Origin of the sequence: Streptomyces sp. A1136 (assembly GCF_004795055.1) — a bacterium.
Classification (GTDB): Bacteria; Actinomycetota; Actinomycetes; order Streptomycetales; family Streptomycetaceae; genus Streptomyces.
The window spans coordinates 172,301-186,333 of record NZ_SSBJ01000001.1 but is presented as its reverse complement, the minus strand read 5'-3'; the positions used below and the strand labels follow the sequence as shown (position 1 = coordinate 186,333).

Here is a 14,033-nt window from a genome sequence, read left to right as displayed (position 1 = left end):
GGCCCGCAGGCCCCCGGCGCGCCCGTCTTAGGGTGTTGGGCATGAACAACGACCCGCAGCCGCGGTCCTTGCACTTCCACAGGGACTATCTCGACGCCGTCCGCACGGGACGGAAGACGACGACCGTGCGCTACCGGGACCCGGTCGCCGAAGGACCGGTCGCCCTGGTCTTCGAGCTGGACGAGGAACTGGTGCTCCCGGGCGTCGTCACGCGGCTCACTTCGAAAAGGGTCGACGAGCTGACCGGGGCGGACGCCGTCGCCGACGGGTTCCGCGACCTCGCGGAGCTGCACGCCAGGCTGCGGTACCACTATCCCGACCTCGCTCCCGCCGACGAGGTCACCGTCGTCCGTTTCCGCTTGGCGGCGGACGCTCCCTGAAGGCCGGGTGCCTCCTTCGTCGGGCCGGTTTCCTTGGGCCGGTCGAGTGGCGCCGGAGGGGCCCCTCAGATAACCGATCGGTATCGGTCGGTGTGTATTGTGGGCCGTCAGAAGTCCCCAACGTCAACGAAAGACGAGGTCGCGCGGTGAAGAAGCTGCTCCTGGTCGCACTGGCCGCCATCGGCGGGCTCCTCGTGTACCGCCAGATCCAGGCGGACCGCGCCGAGCAGGACCTGTGGACGGAGGCAACCGACTCCGTGCCTTCTGGTTCCGGCGTGTGAGACCCACCGTTTCCCATAAGGCCCCGGCTGCCGCTGCTGCCGGGGCTTTGTGCTGTTCCGGCACGAAAAGTTGCGGTACGCAAAGTTCGGGCTTGCGGGAGTGAATCCGGGGTGTGGGTGCGTGTGAGGGACCGGGTAAGGACGACGGTGCTGGTCGGGGCGGTGGCCGCGGGACTCGCGCTCGGGGCGCCGGGAGCCGCTTTCGGGGCCGGACCCGCGCCGGGGCCGCTGCCGGAGTACCGCGTGCCCGAGGGAGCCCGCCCGGTCCAGGGCAAGCCCTCCAGCGCGGACGCCCCGCTGCTGGAGCCCGGGACGGTCTACGAGGACACCGTCTCCCCCGGTGAGCGGTTCTACCGGCTCGGCCTCGACGACACGTCCGACGTGTACGTCTCCGCCGTGGTCCGGCCCACCAAGGGCTCCGAGGTGGGCTACAGCGACGGCGTCGAGGTCGAGATCATGACGAAGGAGGGACGGCGCTGCCCCAACCCCGGCCGGGCCGGCTTCGCTTACGACCCCGTCCCGATCGGCGCGGCGGCCGTCCGGCGGGTACGGGAGGACGCCGACTGCCGGGCGGGCGGCATCTACTACGCCAAGGTGACGCGAACCGCGGCCAAGGACTCCGCCCGGGGGCCGTGGCCGGTGGAACTCCTGGTCCGGCGCGAGCCGGGCCTGGGTGGCGCCGTGCCCACGGTCGCGCCCAGCGTGTGGCCCTCGGCCTCGCCGACGCTTCCGGGCGCGGAACCCGTGGCCCGTACCGGCGGAACCGGCTTCAACGACGCGCGCGCCCTGGGCGGCGGGGTGTGGCGCGACGACCTGCGGCCCGGACAGACCCGGTACTACCGCGTCCCGCTGGACTGGGGACAGCAGTTGGGGATCGGCGCGGAGATCGCGGCCGCCGAGATGACCAAGCCGTACGGATCGGCCCCCGGCGGGCTCACCGTCTCGCTCTACAGCCCGTACCGGGGCCTGGTGGACTCCGAGGACACCTCCTACGACGGCAAGCAGGCGGCCGTCACCCTGCCGAAGACCGCCCCGGTGGCGTACGAGAACCGCTTCTCGAACGACGCCGCGGTACGGGGGACGGGGGTGGCCGGCTGGTATTACCTCGCCGTCACGCTGGGCGGGAAGGTCGCGGACTTCACACGGGACGTGACGCCGGTGCCGTTGACCCTGCGGATGGACGTCGTCGGCGCCCCCGGCAAGGCGCCCGCGTACCGGGAGAGCCTGGGCGCGGCCGGGTTCGGCGTGGGCTCCGCCGACCGGACGGCGGCGAAGGAGGGGCTCACCGGTCCGGAGGCCGCCGCGGCTGAGGACGACCGGTCGGTGATGCGGGTGGTGGCCGGCGCGGGGTTCGGCGCCGGGCTGGTGCTGCTGCTCGGGCTCGGCGGCTGGTTCCTGCTGGCGCGGGCCGGGAGGGATCTTCGGAACACCCCTTAGAGCACGCCCTGGATGCGGGTCAGCGCCCAAGTGCCCACGGCGAAGCAGAGCAGGGCGGCGGAGAGGACGACGGCCGTGACCCGGCGCGAGGGCGGGGCGATCGCCCGGCGGGTCGCGGACGGCCGCGGGGGCGGCGCGATCGGCGGGGGCGCGGTCGGCGGGGCGAGGTGGAAGCTGCCGGTCGCCGAAGGGCCGTAGCCCACCGGCGGCCCGAACGGGGAGTGCGGCGGGGGCGTGGGCCGAGCGGCTTCGGGGACGACGGCGACCGCGAGTGGCGGGGCTTGGGGAACTGCCGGGTCCTGGGGAACCGCGGGATCCTCGGGTGCCACCGGGACCTGGTGGACTTCGGGCCCGTGGGCGGCCTCGGGTCGGTGGGTGGCCTCGGGGCCGTGGGGGCCGAAACCGGCGGGGAGCGGACCGAGTTGGTCGAACACTTCGACGGGTTCTTCGTCCGGCGGAGGTGGCGGCAGCAGCTCGACGGCCTCGGCAAGGGCCTTGCGGGCCCCTGTGGCGGTCCGGAACCGGTTCTCCGGGTTCGGGTGCAGCAGGCTCGCGATGACGTCCCACAGAGGCGTGGGAACGCCCTCGGGTGCGTCGGGTGTTCCCCGCGTCAGGTAGTGCTCCACCAGCTTTTGGGCGTCGGGCTTGCTCCCTTGGAGCAAGTACAGCGCCACGAGGCCCACGGCGAAGAGGTCGGCGGGGAAGTCGGGTTCGGCGCCCAGCATTTGCTCGGGGGCGAAGTATCCCGGCGTGCCGACGACGACATGGGTGTCGGTGAGCCGTGGCTCGCCCTTGCGCATCGAGATCCCGAAGTCGGACAGCCGCAGGTGGGGTCGCCCCGTCCCGGTCGCCTCCAGCAGGATGTTGGCCGGTTTGATGTCGCGGTGGACGACGCCCTCCGCGTGCACCGCCGCCAGCCCCGCGAGGAGCTGGTCGAGCAGGGTGCACACGAAGCGCGGCGGCAGCGGTCCGTAGTCCGCGATCACATGGGCGAGGGAACCGCCGCCGACGAGGTCCATGGTGAACAGCACCTTGTCGTCGTCCGCCGCCCAGCTGGCCGGGGCGAGGACGTGCGGGTGGTCGATCCGCAGGGCCTGCTCGCGCACGAAACGCAGCAGGGTGTGGGCGTCGCCCTGGAGGAGGACCTTCGCGGCGACGTACCGGCGACGGCGTTGGTCCCAGGCCCGCCAGACGGCGCCGGCGCCGCCCCGTCCGATCGGGTCGATCAGCTCGTACCGGCCGGCGAAGACCTCACCCATCGCTCTGCCCGTCCCCCCGTCGTCGCTCGTGCGGTCAGTTCTGGTGCGCCTCGTAGTGGGCGACCGCGTCGGAGGTGCGGCCGGCGCCGTAGACCCGCAGGAACTCGGCGAGTTCCGGATGGCTGGCGGCGAGCGTGTCCGCGGCGTCGATGATGTCGCCCGCGGCGGAGACCGAACGCAGCAGGGACTGGATCTCGCGCACGACCCGCTTCACCGTGGGTGCGCCCGAACCGGTGCTCGTCTGACCGCTGTTGCTGAGGACGGAGCCGCCCTGCGTCCGCTTGATCTCGTCCATGCGGTCGGTGGCCTCGGCCGCGCTGACGCTGCCGTCGGCGACCTGACCGGCGAGGTCTTGGAGCGCCTGGACCCGCTGGACCACGGCAGGGTTCCCGATCTTGGCCCGCTGGCCGCTCATCAGCTGGGACAGCATCGGGGCCGACAGTCCGAGGACGGCAGCGAGGCGGGCCTGGTTCAGCCCGAGGTCGTCTATGAGCCGGCGAAAGAGCGCTCCCAGCGGCTCGCCGTACCAACTGCGCTGGAGCTCCCTGGCTCTGGCGGTGGCCTCTTGCTGTACTGCGTCCACGCTGACAACTCCCCTTCGCTGGTGCGAACCTCGCGAGCATCTTACGGAGAGTGGTCGCGGGGCGGGAGTCCCTATCATTTTGCGGGATGAGGGGGTACACCCGGTACTCTGTTCTGCGGAACGACCACTCCTTCACCAAGGGACGGGCGTATCCGTTTTCGGGGCCTTAGCTCAGTTGGTAGAGCGCTGCCTTTGCAAGGCAGATGTCAGGAGTTCGAATCTCCTAGGCTCCACTCCTGAAAGACCCCCTTGACCAGCGGAAACACTGGTCGAGGGGGTCTTTTTCGCATGTGGCGCACGCAAGCCGGAGCGAGCGCGCCGCCCAAGCGAACCGATGTTTCACGTGAAACATCGGCCACGCCGAGTGCGGACTCCGGTCCGGGCCGGATCGGCGAGGACGCCCCGTCGCCCGGACGGGCCAGTCACGGGGCCGGGGCGTGGATGGTGGTCGAGAGTGGGGTGAGGCACTGTGAGCAGGGGGGCGAAACCACGCCGGAGGCGCACACACCATGGGAATCTTCGACTTTCTGAAGTCCGACAAGAAGAGGCGGGAAGAGGCCGCCGAGAAGGCGAAGGAGCAGGTCGAGCAGCAGGCCCCCGTCAGGCCCACCGGGCCCAACGACATGGGCGGGAAGTACACCGACGCCGCCTCCGGCCCCAGGGCGGCCGAACGGATGGCCGCCGCGGCGCCTCCCAAGCCCGCACCCGGGCACGTGCAGCACAAGACGCCCACGCCGGGCTCCGCTGCCCACAAGGCGGTCCCGGCGGCGCCCAAGCCGCCGTCCGAGGCGCAGCGCACCTACATCGTCAAGGCGGGTGACTCGCTTTCCGCCATCGCCCGCCGCGAGCTGGGCAACGAGGGGCGCTGGCGCGAGCTCTACGCCATGAACAAGTCCGTCGTCGGCCCGAACCCGGACCTGATCCGGCCGGGCATGGTGCTCATGCTCCCGAACTGACCCCGGACACGGTGGAGGGGCCCGGATCGAATCGATCCGGGCCCCTCCACCGTGCCTTGGGCGATGCCGTGCCCTTGGGCGGTGCCGTGCCTCGGGCGATGTCCGTCAGACCTGTGGCTCGCCGTTCGAGCCGGCCTCGTTCTCCTTGGCCGCCAGTTCGTCGTCGAAGCTCGCCGATTCGGCGTCCCGCCCCGGCTCCGTGGCCGCCGGCGGCTCGACGAGCCAGTCCGGGTTGGACTGCTGGTCCCACCACTTCCACGCGGCGTAGGCGGCGCCCGCGACCAGGCCGGCCACCGCGATGCCCTTGAGCAGCCGGCCCGCGCGCGCCCGCCGTTCGTGCTTGCGTACCAGCCGCTGCACCTCCTTGGCCGTCACCTGGCCGCGCAGCGCCGCGAGTGCCGCCGCGGAACGCGACGCGGCTTCCTCCGCCATGGGTTGGGCGGCCGCAAGCGCGCTCTCGAGTCGCGGCTGCGTGTAGTCGGCGGCCTGGCGCGCCACCCGGCGCGTCTGGTGCACGGCGGTGGTGGCGGCCCGGTCGACCGGCGGAGGCACATGCGCCCGCGCGGCCTTGAGGCGCGGCTGCAGGTGGCTGTCGTAGGTCGTGCGGGCTTGTCGGGCGGCCTCTCCGGCCGCGTACGAAACCTTCGGCGCCAGCCGCTCGTTCGCCTCTTGCGCGTAGTGCACAGCCGCGTCCTTGGCGGTTTCTGCGTACGGCGCCACCACTTCCGCTGCGTGCCGCATGCTCTCCCTGGCGTTCTCGGCTGCCAGGCGCACGCTGTCCTTGCGGGTCACGGGATCCTCCTCCTCGGTGGCGGACACAGTTCACCTTTCCACCCTTTGTCGGATCATGCCTGTACCGACGCCAACGGGCATGTGTGACAGGGCATACGGGTGGAGGGTTTTCCGTGTGGCGGCCCCCATCGTGGGAGGATCGGGCACCGACAGCGAGCACTAGGGAAGGCAGATCCCGTTGGCCGAGAAGCTCTACGCCACCTTGAAGACGAATCACGGCGACATCGAGATCGAGCTGTTGGCGAACTTCGCTCCGAAGACCGTACGGAACTTCGTGGAGCTCGCCACCGGCGAACGCGAGTGGACCAGGCCGACGGACGGTCAGAAGACCACGGACCCGCTGTACGACGGCACGGTGTTCCACCGCATCATCAGCGGTTTCATGATCCAGGGCGGCGACCCGCTCGGCAACGGCACCGGCGGCCCCGGCTACCAGTTCGCCGACGAGTTCCACCCGGACCTGGCCTTCACCAAGCCGTACCTGGTCGCCATGGCCAACGCCGGCCCGGGCACCAACGGCTCGCAGTTCTTCATCACCGTCGCGCCCACCGCCTGGCTGACCCGCAAGCACACCATTTTCGGCGAGGTCACCGACAAGGCCAGCCAGAAGATCGTGGACGAGATCGCCGCCCTGCCGACCAACCCGCGCACGGAGCGGCCGCAGGACGACGTGATCATCCGGACGGTGGTCGTCGAGAAGCGCTGACCCCGCGCGGCGCCGCGCCGGGAACCTTTCCGCCCCGCCCGTCCGTCCTCGATACGTACCGTGACCGGACCGGTGGGACGGCGCCGCGCGCCCGTCCCGCCGTGGATCGAGGGGAACGATGGACACCGACCGTCTGCCGGGGTGCTACCGCCATCCGGAGCGCGACACGGGGATTCGCTGCGTCCGCTGCGACCGGCCGATCTGCCCGGAGTGCATGATCAGCGCCTCGGTCGGCTTCCAGTGCCCCGAGTGCGTCCGCGAGGGTTCCGGCACGGGCCGGCGCCCCGCCCCCCATGCGCCGCGGACCCTGGCGGGCGGCGCGGTCGCCGCCGATCCGCGCCTGGTCACCAAGATCCTGATCGGCATCAACGTCGCGCTGTTCCTCGTCGCACAGGCGGTGCCCGGCCTGCCCGTGCGGCTGGAGCTGCTCGGCCGCTACGTGGAGTACTACGGAGCACCCTTGGAGGGTGTGTCCACCGGTGAGTACCACCGGCTGCTGACCTCGGTCTTCCTGCACACCGAGTGGTGGCACCTGATCGGCAACATGATCGGCCTGTGGGTGCTCGGCGGACCGCTGGAGGCGGCGCTGGGCCGGGGCCGCTACCTGGCCGTATACCTGCTGTCAGGCCTGGGCGGGAGCGCCCTCGTCTATCTGCTGACCGCGCCGAACACCGCGACCCTCGGCGCGTCGGGCGCCATCTTCGGCCTGCTCGGCGCCACGGCCGTCCTCGCGCGCCGGATGCGGTACGAGATGCGCCCGGTGATCATCATGGTCGCCCTGATGCTGGCGCTGACCTTCGTGCGGATCGGTGGCATGAGCGTGTCCTGGCAGGCGCATGTGGGCGGCCTGGTCACCGGCGCCCTGGTCACCCTGGGACTGCTCGCCCGGGGCTCGGGCAGGAAGCGGGTGCTCGTCCAGTGGGGGAGCTGCGTGGCGGTATTCCTGCTGGCAGTGCTGCTGATCGCCGTCAGAACGGCCGATCTGGCGGCGCTCGGCTGAGTGCCGCCCCGCCCCCGACGGCACTCACCTGATCACACCGGCGTCAACTCTCCACAGAGTTATCCACAGATCTTCTGCCTTTTCCTCAGGTGTGGATGACGCTGTGGATAACTCATGGGGAGAGCTTCCTTCGGCGGGGGAAGTGCGCTATGCCCGCCCGGCTACTTCCACTGCGTCGAGACGCCGAAGCCCGCCGCGATGAAACCGAAACCGACCACGATGTTCCAGTTGCCCAGTGATTCGACGGGCAGCTGGGTATCGGTCACATAGAAGACGACGATCCAGGCGAGGCCGATGAGGAAGAACGCCAGCATGACCGGGGCGACCCAGCTGCGGTTCGTCAACCTGATCGCCTGCGGCTGCCGCGTCGGCGGCGGCGTGTAGTCGTCCTTCTTGCGGATACGTGACTTCGGCACGAGGGGCTCTCCTGTCGATGCGCTGGGGACCTTGCCTGCCCCGGGCGTCCGTTAGCGTAGTGGACCTGTGGCGTTGAAGGAGAAGGGTACGTTGAGCGATTCCGACGACTCCTCCGCGGGTCCCCGCCGCCGGCTGCGACCGGTCCGGCTGCTGACGGCCGCCGTTTTCGCCCTCGCCGGCCTCATTTTCGTCACCAGCTTCAACACGTCCAAGGGTACGAACATCCGCACGGACGCGTCGCTCCTCAAGCTCTCCGACCTGATCCAGGAACGCAGCCAGAAGAACGGCGACCTGGAGCGGACCACCGCGGCCGTACGCGCCCAGGTGGACGCCCTCGCCGAGCGTGACGACGGCAGCACCAAGGCGGAGGACGCCAAGCTGGCCGCCCTGCGCACCGCCTCGGGCACCGAGGAGATCTCCGGCAAGGGGCTGACCGTCACCCTCAACGACGCTCCCCCCAACGCCACCCCCCGCATCCCCAACGTGCCCGACCCCCAGCCCAACGACCTGGTCATCCACCAGCAGGACCTCCAGGCCGTGGTGAACGCGCTGTGGCAGGGCGGCGCCACCGGCATCCAGATCATGGACCAGCGCCTGATCTCCACCAGCGCCGTGCGCTGCGTCGGCAACACGCTGATCCTCCAGGGCCGGGTCTACTCGCCCCCGTACAAGGTCTCCGCGGTCGGCGACCCGGGCGCGTTGCACAAGGCCCTGGCGGCCTCGCCCGCCCTGCAGAACTACCAGCTGTACGTCACCGCCTACGGCCTCGGCTGGAAAGTGGACGACCACAAGGCGCTGACACTGCCCGGCTACTCCGGCACAGTGGACCTCCACTATGCGAAGCCGGTGGAACCCGCCACGTCCACGCCGACGCCCTGACGTCGTACCGCGCCTGCTGGTACGGACGTTCAGCGAGGTGTGCCTGACGGTCGGCACGCTGATCCTGCTGTTCGTGGTGTACCTGCTGCTGTGGACGGGGGTCCGGGCCGATCGCGACATGGACGACCAGGTGGCCCGGCTGCGCCGGAGCTGGTCGGCCCCCGAGCGGCCCGCCGGGCACGCGGCCCCCACCGCCCGCACCGCCCCACCCCAGGCATCCCCCGCCTCCCCGGCCCCGCCGCCCGCCGAGGGGCGCGCCTTCGCCGAGATGTACGTGCCCCGCTTCGGCGCGGACTGGAACAAGCCCGTACTGGAGGGCACCGGCCCGGACACCCTGAAGAAGGGCCTCGGTCACTACCGGGGTACGGCCCGACCCGGGGAGAGCGGGAACTTCTCGGTGGCCGGGCACCGGCGGACCTACGGGGACCCCTTCAAGGACGTGCCGGAGCTGCGCCCCGGGGACGCCGTGATCGTCAAGGACGCCGAGACCTGGTACACGTACACCGTCCGGGCGGCGCCGTCGCGCATCCTGCCCACCGAGACGGGGGTGCTCGACCCGGTGCCGCGCGGTTCCCCCTTCGGCGCCCCCGGCCGGTACCTGACGCTGACCACCTGCGAACCGGAATGGGGTCACAGCCACCGACTGGTGGTGTGGGCGGAACTCACCGGAACCCGCTCGTCCGCACAGGGTCCGCCGGAGGGATTGACGAGGTGACGCCCTCGGCGGGGCCGCTGGCTTTAGTCTGTTGCGGTACCGCTCCCGCGGTGCGTGGGAGGAACGTGGAACGAGAGGGAAGCGGGCACGATGTACGGCTGGATCTGGCGGCACCTGCCCGGCAACGCATGGGTACGCGCGCTGATCTCGCTCGCACTGGTCCTCGCGGTGGTGTTCGTGCTGTTCCAGTACGTCTTCCCGTGGGCCGAGCCGCTCCTTCCGTTCAACGACGTGACGGTGGACGAGGGATCGGGAGCTGCTCCGTGAGCGCGCGCATTCTGGTTGTCGACAACTACGACAGCTTTGTCTTCAATCTGGTCCAGTACCTCTACCAGCTCGGCGCCGAGTGCGAGGTGCTGCGCAACGACGAGGTGGAGCTCGCGCACGCCCAGGACGGCTTCGACGGCGTGCTGCTGTCGCCCGGCCCGGGAACCCCGGAGGAGGCGGGCGTCTGCGTCGACATGGTGCGGCACTGCGCCGACACGGGCGTTCCGGTCTTCGGTGTCTGCCTCGGGATGCAGTCGATGGCCGTCGCCTACGGAGGGGTCGTCGGCCGGGCGCCGGAGCTGCTGCACGGCAAGACCTCGCCGGTGGTGCACGAGGGGCTCGGCGTGTTCGCGGGGCTGCCGTCGCCGTTCACCGCGACGCGCTACCACTCGCTCGCGGCCGAGCCGCAGTCCCTCCCCGACGCGCTGGAGGTCACCGCGCGCACCGAGGACGGGATCATCATGGGCCTGCGGCACCGCCAGCACGACGTCGAGGGAGTGCAGTTCCACCCCGAGTCCGTGCTGACGGAGTGGGGCCACCGGATGCTCGCGAACTGGCTCGTGCGCTGCGGTGACGCCGGGGCCGTGGGGCGGTCGGTGGGGCTGGCCCCGGTGGTGGGCAAGGCCGTCGCGTGACGACCGTCGCGCCGTCCGCCCCCACGGGGGGCCGGGCCGCGCGGCGCAAGGCGGCACAGGAGGCCTCGAAGCGCACGCACGCGCGGGCGCGCAAGCGGGGCGGTGGACGCCGCCGCAGGCGCCCGCGCTCGGGCGGCCCGCTGGTGGTGCTGAGCAGGGCCTTGGGGGAACTGTTCATCACCGTCGGGGTGGTGATGCTGCTGTTCGTCACCTATCAGCTCTGGTACACCAACGTGCTGGCCGAGCGGACGGCGCACGGGGCCGCGGGCTCGCTCCGGCAGAACTGGGAACACGCCCCCGGCGGGTCGGCCGCGCCGCCGGCGGTGGCCTTCGAGCCCGGCCAGGGCTTCGCGATCCTGCACATTCCGAAACTGGACGTGAAGGTGCCGGTGGCGGAGGGCGTCAGCAAGACGCAGGTGCTCGACAAGGGGATGGTCGGGCACTACGGCGAGGGACCGCTGAAGACGGCCATGCCGGCCGACGCGCAGGGCAACTTCGCCCTGGCCGGTCACCGCAACACCCACGGCGAACCGTTCCGCTTCATCAACCGCCTGGTATCGGGTGACCCGATCGTGGTGGAGACCCGGGACGCCTACTACACCTATGAGATGACCTCGGCGCTGCCGCAGACCTCACCGGCCAACGTGTCGGTGATCAAGCCGGTTCCCGAGGGCTCGGGGTTCACCGGACCCGGCCGGTACATCACGCTGACGACCTGCACGCCGGAGTTCACCAGCACCTACCGGATGATCGTATGGGGCAGGATGACCGGGGAACGCCCCCGCGGTCAGGGTCCCCCGCCCGCGCTGAACAGCCCGTAAGCCGACCGTACGTACGCCACAGAGGACGAATCCGCAGTGTCTCGTGCCCGCCGCCGCCGTTCGACGCCGCCGCCCGGCGGCCGCAGTGTCCTCGCGGGAGTCCTGAGCCTGCTCGGCGAGCTCCTCATCACCCTGGGCCTGGTGCTGGGCCTGTTCGTGGCCTACTCGCTGTGGTGGACGAACGTCCTGGCCGACCGGCAGGCGTCGGCGCGCGCCGACGAGGTCCGGCGCCAGTGGCAGCGGCAGCAGCCGCCCGGCGGGGCGCCGCGGCAGGCCGAGCCCGGAGCCCTGGACACCCAGGACGGCATCGGGTTCCTGCACGTGCCGGCGATGGACAACGGCGAGGTGCTGGTCAAGCCGGGCACGTCGCCGGAGGTCCTCAACGACGGCGTCGCCGGGTACTACACGGAGCCGGTGAAGGCGGCGCTGCCGTGGGAGGAGAAGGGCAACTTCACGCTGGCGGCGCACCGCGACGGACACGGCGCGAAGTTCCACGACATCGACAAGGTGAAGAACGGCGACGCGGTCGTCTTCGAGACGCGCGACACCTGGTACGTGTACAAGGTCTTCGCCGAGCTGCGCCAGACGTCCAAGTACGACGTGGACGTGATCAACCCGGTCCCGAAGGAGTCCGGCAGGACGGCCCCGGGGCGCTACATCACGCTGACGACCTGCACCCCCGTGTACACCTCGAAGTACCGCTATGTGGTGTGGGGCGAACTGGTGCGGACGGAGAAGGTGGACGCCCGGCGCACCCCGCCCGCGGAACTGCGCTGACGGGAACGGCCCGGCCCTCCCCTTGGGCGGGGAGGGCCGGGCCGTTCTCGTTCGGGCCCCGGTCAGCGGCGGTTGCCTCCGGTGAGGCCGCCGAAGAACCCGCCGTCCTGACCCTTGGCCGTACGGACGTTGATCACCGTTCCGGCGGGCAGGGGCGTGCCTGCCGCCGGGTTCGAGTCCAGGACCACCGCGTTGTCGTCCGTCGGACCGGCGAGGACCGAGCCGAAGGCCAGGCCGCTCGCCTGGAGGGTCAGCTTGGCCTGAGCCACCGTCTGACCGGTCAGCGGCGGTACGACGACCGGCTGCGCCGGCGCGGCCTTGGCGATGCTGACGTTGACCGTCGTGCCCTTGGCCAGCTCCTGGCCGGGCGCGTACTGCTGCTGCACGATCGTCTTGGGCGCCGGAGTGGTTCCCGCCGGCGGGTCGACCTCGGTGACGCTGCCGAGCTTGAGCTTGGCGTCGGAGAGCAGCTTGGCCGCCGCGTCCTGCGTCTTGCCGGTGAGGTCCGGGACGGTGCCCTTCGCGATCTCCTTCGAGACGGTCAGGGTGACGACCGAACCCTTCTCCGCCTTGACGTCGGACTTGGGGTCCTGGTCCAGGACGATGCCGGGCGACTGGTCGGACTCGACCAGCTTCTTCTCCACTTGGAAGCCCTTGCCCTGCACAGTGGACTCGGCCTGGTCCGACTTCATCCGCAGCACGTCGGGGACCGCCACCTTGGGCGCACCCGAGGAGATCTTGACCTTGATGGTGGAGTTCTTGTCGACCTTGCTGTCGGGCGCCGGGCTCTGTTGGCAGACCCGGTCCTTGGGCTGGTCGTCACATTCCATCGTGCCGTCCTGCACCACCGTGAGGCTGACGTTCTTGGCGCGTTCCTGGGCCGATGCCAGGGTCTCGCCGATCAGCTTCGGGACGGTGGGACGGTTGTCGGCGCCGCCGGTGAAGACGGTGCGGCCGATGAGGATGGCACCGACCAGGACGAGGACGGCGGCGACGGCCAGCAGGACCGTCGAGGCGCGGCTCTTCTTCTGCGGCCGGCGGCCGTGGCCGCCCTGGTCGTAACCGCCGTGGCCCTGGTCGCCGTACCCGTAGCCGTCACCGGGGGTGGGGGGCATCATCGAGGTCTGGCCGGGCTCGGCGCTGCGCAGGGCGGTGGTGGGCTGGTCGTAGCCCTGGTGACCGTACCCGTTGCCCTGGTCGCCGTAGCCGTATCCGGCGGCTCCCATGGCGGCGGTCGCGGCGACGGGCTGGCCGTCGAGGCAGGCCTCGATGTCGGCGCGCATCTCGTCGGCGGACTGGTAGCGGTAGTCGGGGTCCTTGACCAGTGCCTTGAGGACGATGGCGTCCATCACCGGCGTGATCTCGGGGTCGAAGTTCGACGGGGGCTGCGGTTCCTCGCGCACGTGCTGGTAGGCGACGGCCACCGGGGAGTCGCCGACGAACGGCGGCCGGACGCAGAGGAGCTCGTAGAGCAGGCAGCCGGCGGAGTAGAGGTCGGAGCGCGCGTCGACCTGTTCGCCCTTGGCCTGCTCGGGCGAGAGGTACTGGGCGGTGCCGATGACCGCGGCGGTCTGCGTCATGGTCATGCCGGAGTCGCCCATGGCGCGGGCGATGCCGAAGTCCATGACCTTGACCTGGCCGGTGCGGGTGAGCATCACGTTGGCGGGCTTGATGTCGCGGTGCACGATGCCGGCGCGGTGCGAGTACTCCAGGGCCTGGAGGATGCCGATGGTCATTTCCAGGGTGCGCTCGGGCAGCAGCTTCCGGCCGGAGTGCAGCAGCTCGCGCAGGGTGGACCCGTCGACGTACTCCATCACGATGTACGGGATGGAGATGTTGTCTACGTAGTCCTCGCCGGTGTCGTAGACGGCGACGATCGCCGGGTGGTTGAGCGACGCGGCCGACTGGGCCTCGCGGCGGAACCGGGCCTGGAAGGACGGGTCGCGGGCGAGGTCGGCGCGCAGGGTCTTGACGGCGACGGTACGGCCGAGCCGGGTGTCGTGGCCGAGGTAGACCTCGGCCATGCCACCACGGCCGAGCACGTGGCTCAGCTCGTACCGGCCGCCGAGGCGACGCGGCTCTTCCATAACTTGCAGCCCTCTCCGTCAGTCCCGACCGCACCTGTGTG

16 protein-coding genes, 1 tRNA gene and 1 pseudogene are annotated in these 14,033 nt (G+C 70.9%); 13 read left to right on the top strand and 5 right to left on the bottom strand.

Going from position 1 to position 14,033, the window contains the following annotated elements; translation table 11 throughout:
• Window positions 1-41: 41 nt before the first annotated feature.
• The 3 genes from E6R62_RS00900 (at window position 42) to E6R62_RS00890 (ending at window position 2,098) form a co-directional block, all read left to right on the top strand.
• Window positions 42-380 carry an ASCH domain-containing protein gene (locus tag E6R62_RS00900; RefSeq protein ID WP_136210308.1) on the top strand — a complete coding sequence of 113 codons (339 nt, stop codon included), beginning with the start codon at window positions 42-44 and terminating at the stop codon, window positions 378-380.
• 146 nt (window positions 381-526) lie between these two features.
• Window positions 527-661 (top strand): DLW-39 family protein, encoded by a 135-nt coding sequence (locus E6R62_RS00895; RefSeq protein WP_208809277.1) that lies wholly within the window; start codon window positions 527-529, stop codon window positions 659-661.
• A gap of 123 nt (window positions 662-784) precedes the next feature.
• Window positions 785-2,098 (top strand): hypothetical protein, encoded by a 1,314-nt coding sequence (locus E6R62_RS00890; RefSeq protein WP_240801412.1) that lies wholly within the window; start codon window positions 785-787, stop codon window positions 2,096-2,098.
• On the opposite strand, the gene E6R62_RS00885 is transcribed toward E6R62_RS00890, so the two are convergent.
• Complete coding sequence (locus E6R62_RS00885; RefSeq protein WP_136210302.1) at window positions 2,095-3,357, bottom strand: serine/threonine-protein kinase; 1,263 nt, start codon at window positions 3,355-3,357, stop codon at window positions 2,095-2,097. The genes E6R62_RS00890 and E6R62_RS00885 overlap by 4 nt on opposite strands.
• A gap of 34 nt (window positions 3,358-3,391) precedes the next feature.
• Complete coding sequence (locus E6R62_RS00880; RefSeq protein ID WP_136210300.1) at window positions 3,392-3,940, bottom strand: DNA-binding protein; 549 nt, start codon at window positions 3,938-3,940, stop codon at window positions 3,392-3,394.
• 160 nt (window positions 3,941-4,100) lie between these two features.
• Between E6R62_RS00880 and E6R62_RS00875 the strand changes: the two genes are divergently transcribed.
• Together E6R62_RS00875 and E6R62_RS00870 are read left to right on the top strand one after the other, a co-directional pair.
• Window positions 4,101-4,173: transfer RNA gene (locus tag E6R62_RS00875), tRNA-Ala, on the top strand.
• A gap of 276 nt (window positions 4,174-4,449) precedes the next feature.
• Window positions 4,450-4,896, top strand: a complete 447-nt coding sequence (locus E6R62_RS00870; protein WP_136210298.1) for a LysM peptidoglycan-binding domain-containing protein — start codon at window positions 4,450-4,452, stop codon at window positions 4,894-4,896.
• Between the two features lie 105 nt (window positions 4,897-5,001).
• On the opposite strand, the gene E6R62_RS00865 is transcribed toward E6R62_RS00870, so the two are convergent.
• Complete coding sequence (locus E6R62_RS00865) at window positions 5,002-5,688, bottom strand: DUF5324 family protein (protein WP_136210296.1); 687 nt, start codon at window positions 5,686-5,688, stop codon at window positions 5,002-5,004.
• Window positions 5,689-5,866: 178 nt separating this feature from the next.
• On the opposite strand from E6R62_RS00865, the gene E6R62_RS00860 reads away from it, so the two are divergent.
• Together E6R62_RS00860 and E6R62_RS00855 are read left to right on the top strand one after the other, a co-directional pair.
• A complete protein-coding gene (locus E6R62_RS00860) occupies window positions 5,867-6,394 on the top strand; it encodes a peptidylprolyl isomerase (RefSeq protein WP_136210294.1) in 528 nt (175 codons plus the stop codon).
• A gap of 118 nt (window positions 6,395-6,512) precedes the next feature.
• The gene (locus E6R62_RS00855; protein WP_136210292.1) at window positions 6,513-7,394 is read left to right on the top strand and encodes a rhomboid family intramembrane serine protease; all 882 of its coding nucleotides are present in this window, start codon (window positions 6,513-6,515) and stop codon (window positions 7,392-7,394) included.
• A 161-nt stretch (window positions 7,395-7,555) separates the two neighbouring features.
• Here E6R62_RS00855 and crgA read toward each other — a convergent pair whose 3' ends face one another.
• Entirely contained in the window at window positions 7,556-7,810 is a 255-nt protein-coding gene (gene crgA / locus E6R62_RS00850; RefSeq protein ID WP_136210290.1) for a cell division protein CrgA, read from the bottom strand.
• Window positions 7,811-7,901: 91 nt separating this feature from the next.
• On the opposite strand from crgA, the gene E6R62_RS00845 reads away from it, so the two are divergent.
• The 6 genes and pseudogenes from E6R62_RS00845 (at window position 7,902) to E6R62_RS00825 (ending at window position 11,905) form a co-directional block, all read left to right on the top strand.
• Window positions 7,902-8,690: a DUF881 domain-containing protein gene (locus E6R62_RS00845; RefSeq protein WP_136210288.1), complete on the top strand. Its 789-nt coding sequence runs from the start codon at window positions 7,902-7,904 to the stop codon at window positions 8,688-8,690.
• The gene (locus tag E6R62_RS00840; RefSeq protein ID WP_136210286.1) at window positions 8,647-9,405 is read left to right on the top strand and encodes a class E sortase; all 759 of its coding nucleotides are present in this window, start codon (window positions 8,647-8,649) and stop codon (window positions 9,403-9,405) included. Before E6R62_RS00845 ends, E6R62_RS00840 begins: the two co-directional genes overlap by 44 nt.
• Window positions 9,406-9,495: 90 nt before the next feature.
• Window positions 9,496-9,672, top strand: coding sequence for a hypothetical protein (locus E6R62_RS39320; protein ID WP_168713929.1), 177 nt, complete (start codon window positions 9,496-9,498; stop codon window positions 9,670-9,672).
• Entirely contained in the window at window positions 9,669-10,307 is a 639-nt protein-coding gene (locus tag E6R62_RS00835) for an aminodeoxychorismate/anthranilate synthase component II (RefSeq protein ID WP_136210284.1), read from the top strand. The genes E6R62_RS39320 and E6R62_RS00835 overlap by 4 nt, the downstream gene beginning before the upstream one ends.
• Window positions 10,308-10,444: 137 nt before the next feature.
• Window positions 10,445-11,128 (top strand): annotated as a pseudogene (locus E6R62_RS00830) (class E sortase); the annotation flags it as partial.
• 36 nt (window positions 11,129-11,164) lie between these two features.
• The gene (locus tag E6R62_RS00825) at window positions 11,165-11,905 is read left to right on the top strand and encodes a class E sortase (RefSeq protein WP_136210280.1); all 741 of its coding nucleotides are present in this window, start codon (window positions 11,165-11,167) and stop codon (window positions 11,903-11,905) included.
• Between the two features lie 62 nt (window positions 11,906-11,967).
• On the opposite strand, the gene pknB is transcribed toward E6R62_RS00825, so the two are convergent.
• Complete coding sequence (gene pknB / locus E6R62_RS00820; protein ID WP_136210278.1) at window positions 11,968-13,992, bottom strand: Stk1 family PASTA domain-containing Ser/Thr kinase; 2,025 nt, start codon at window positions 13,990-13,992, stop codon at window positions 11,968-11,970.
• Window positions 13,993-14,033: the final 41 nt, after the last annotated feature.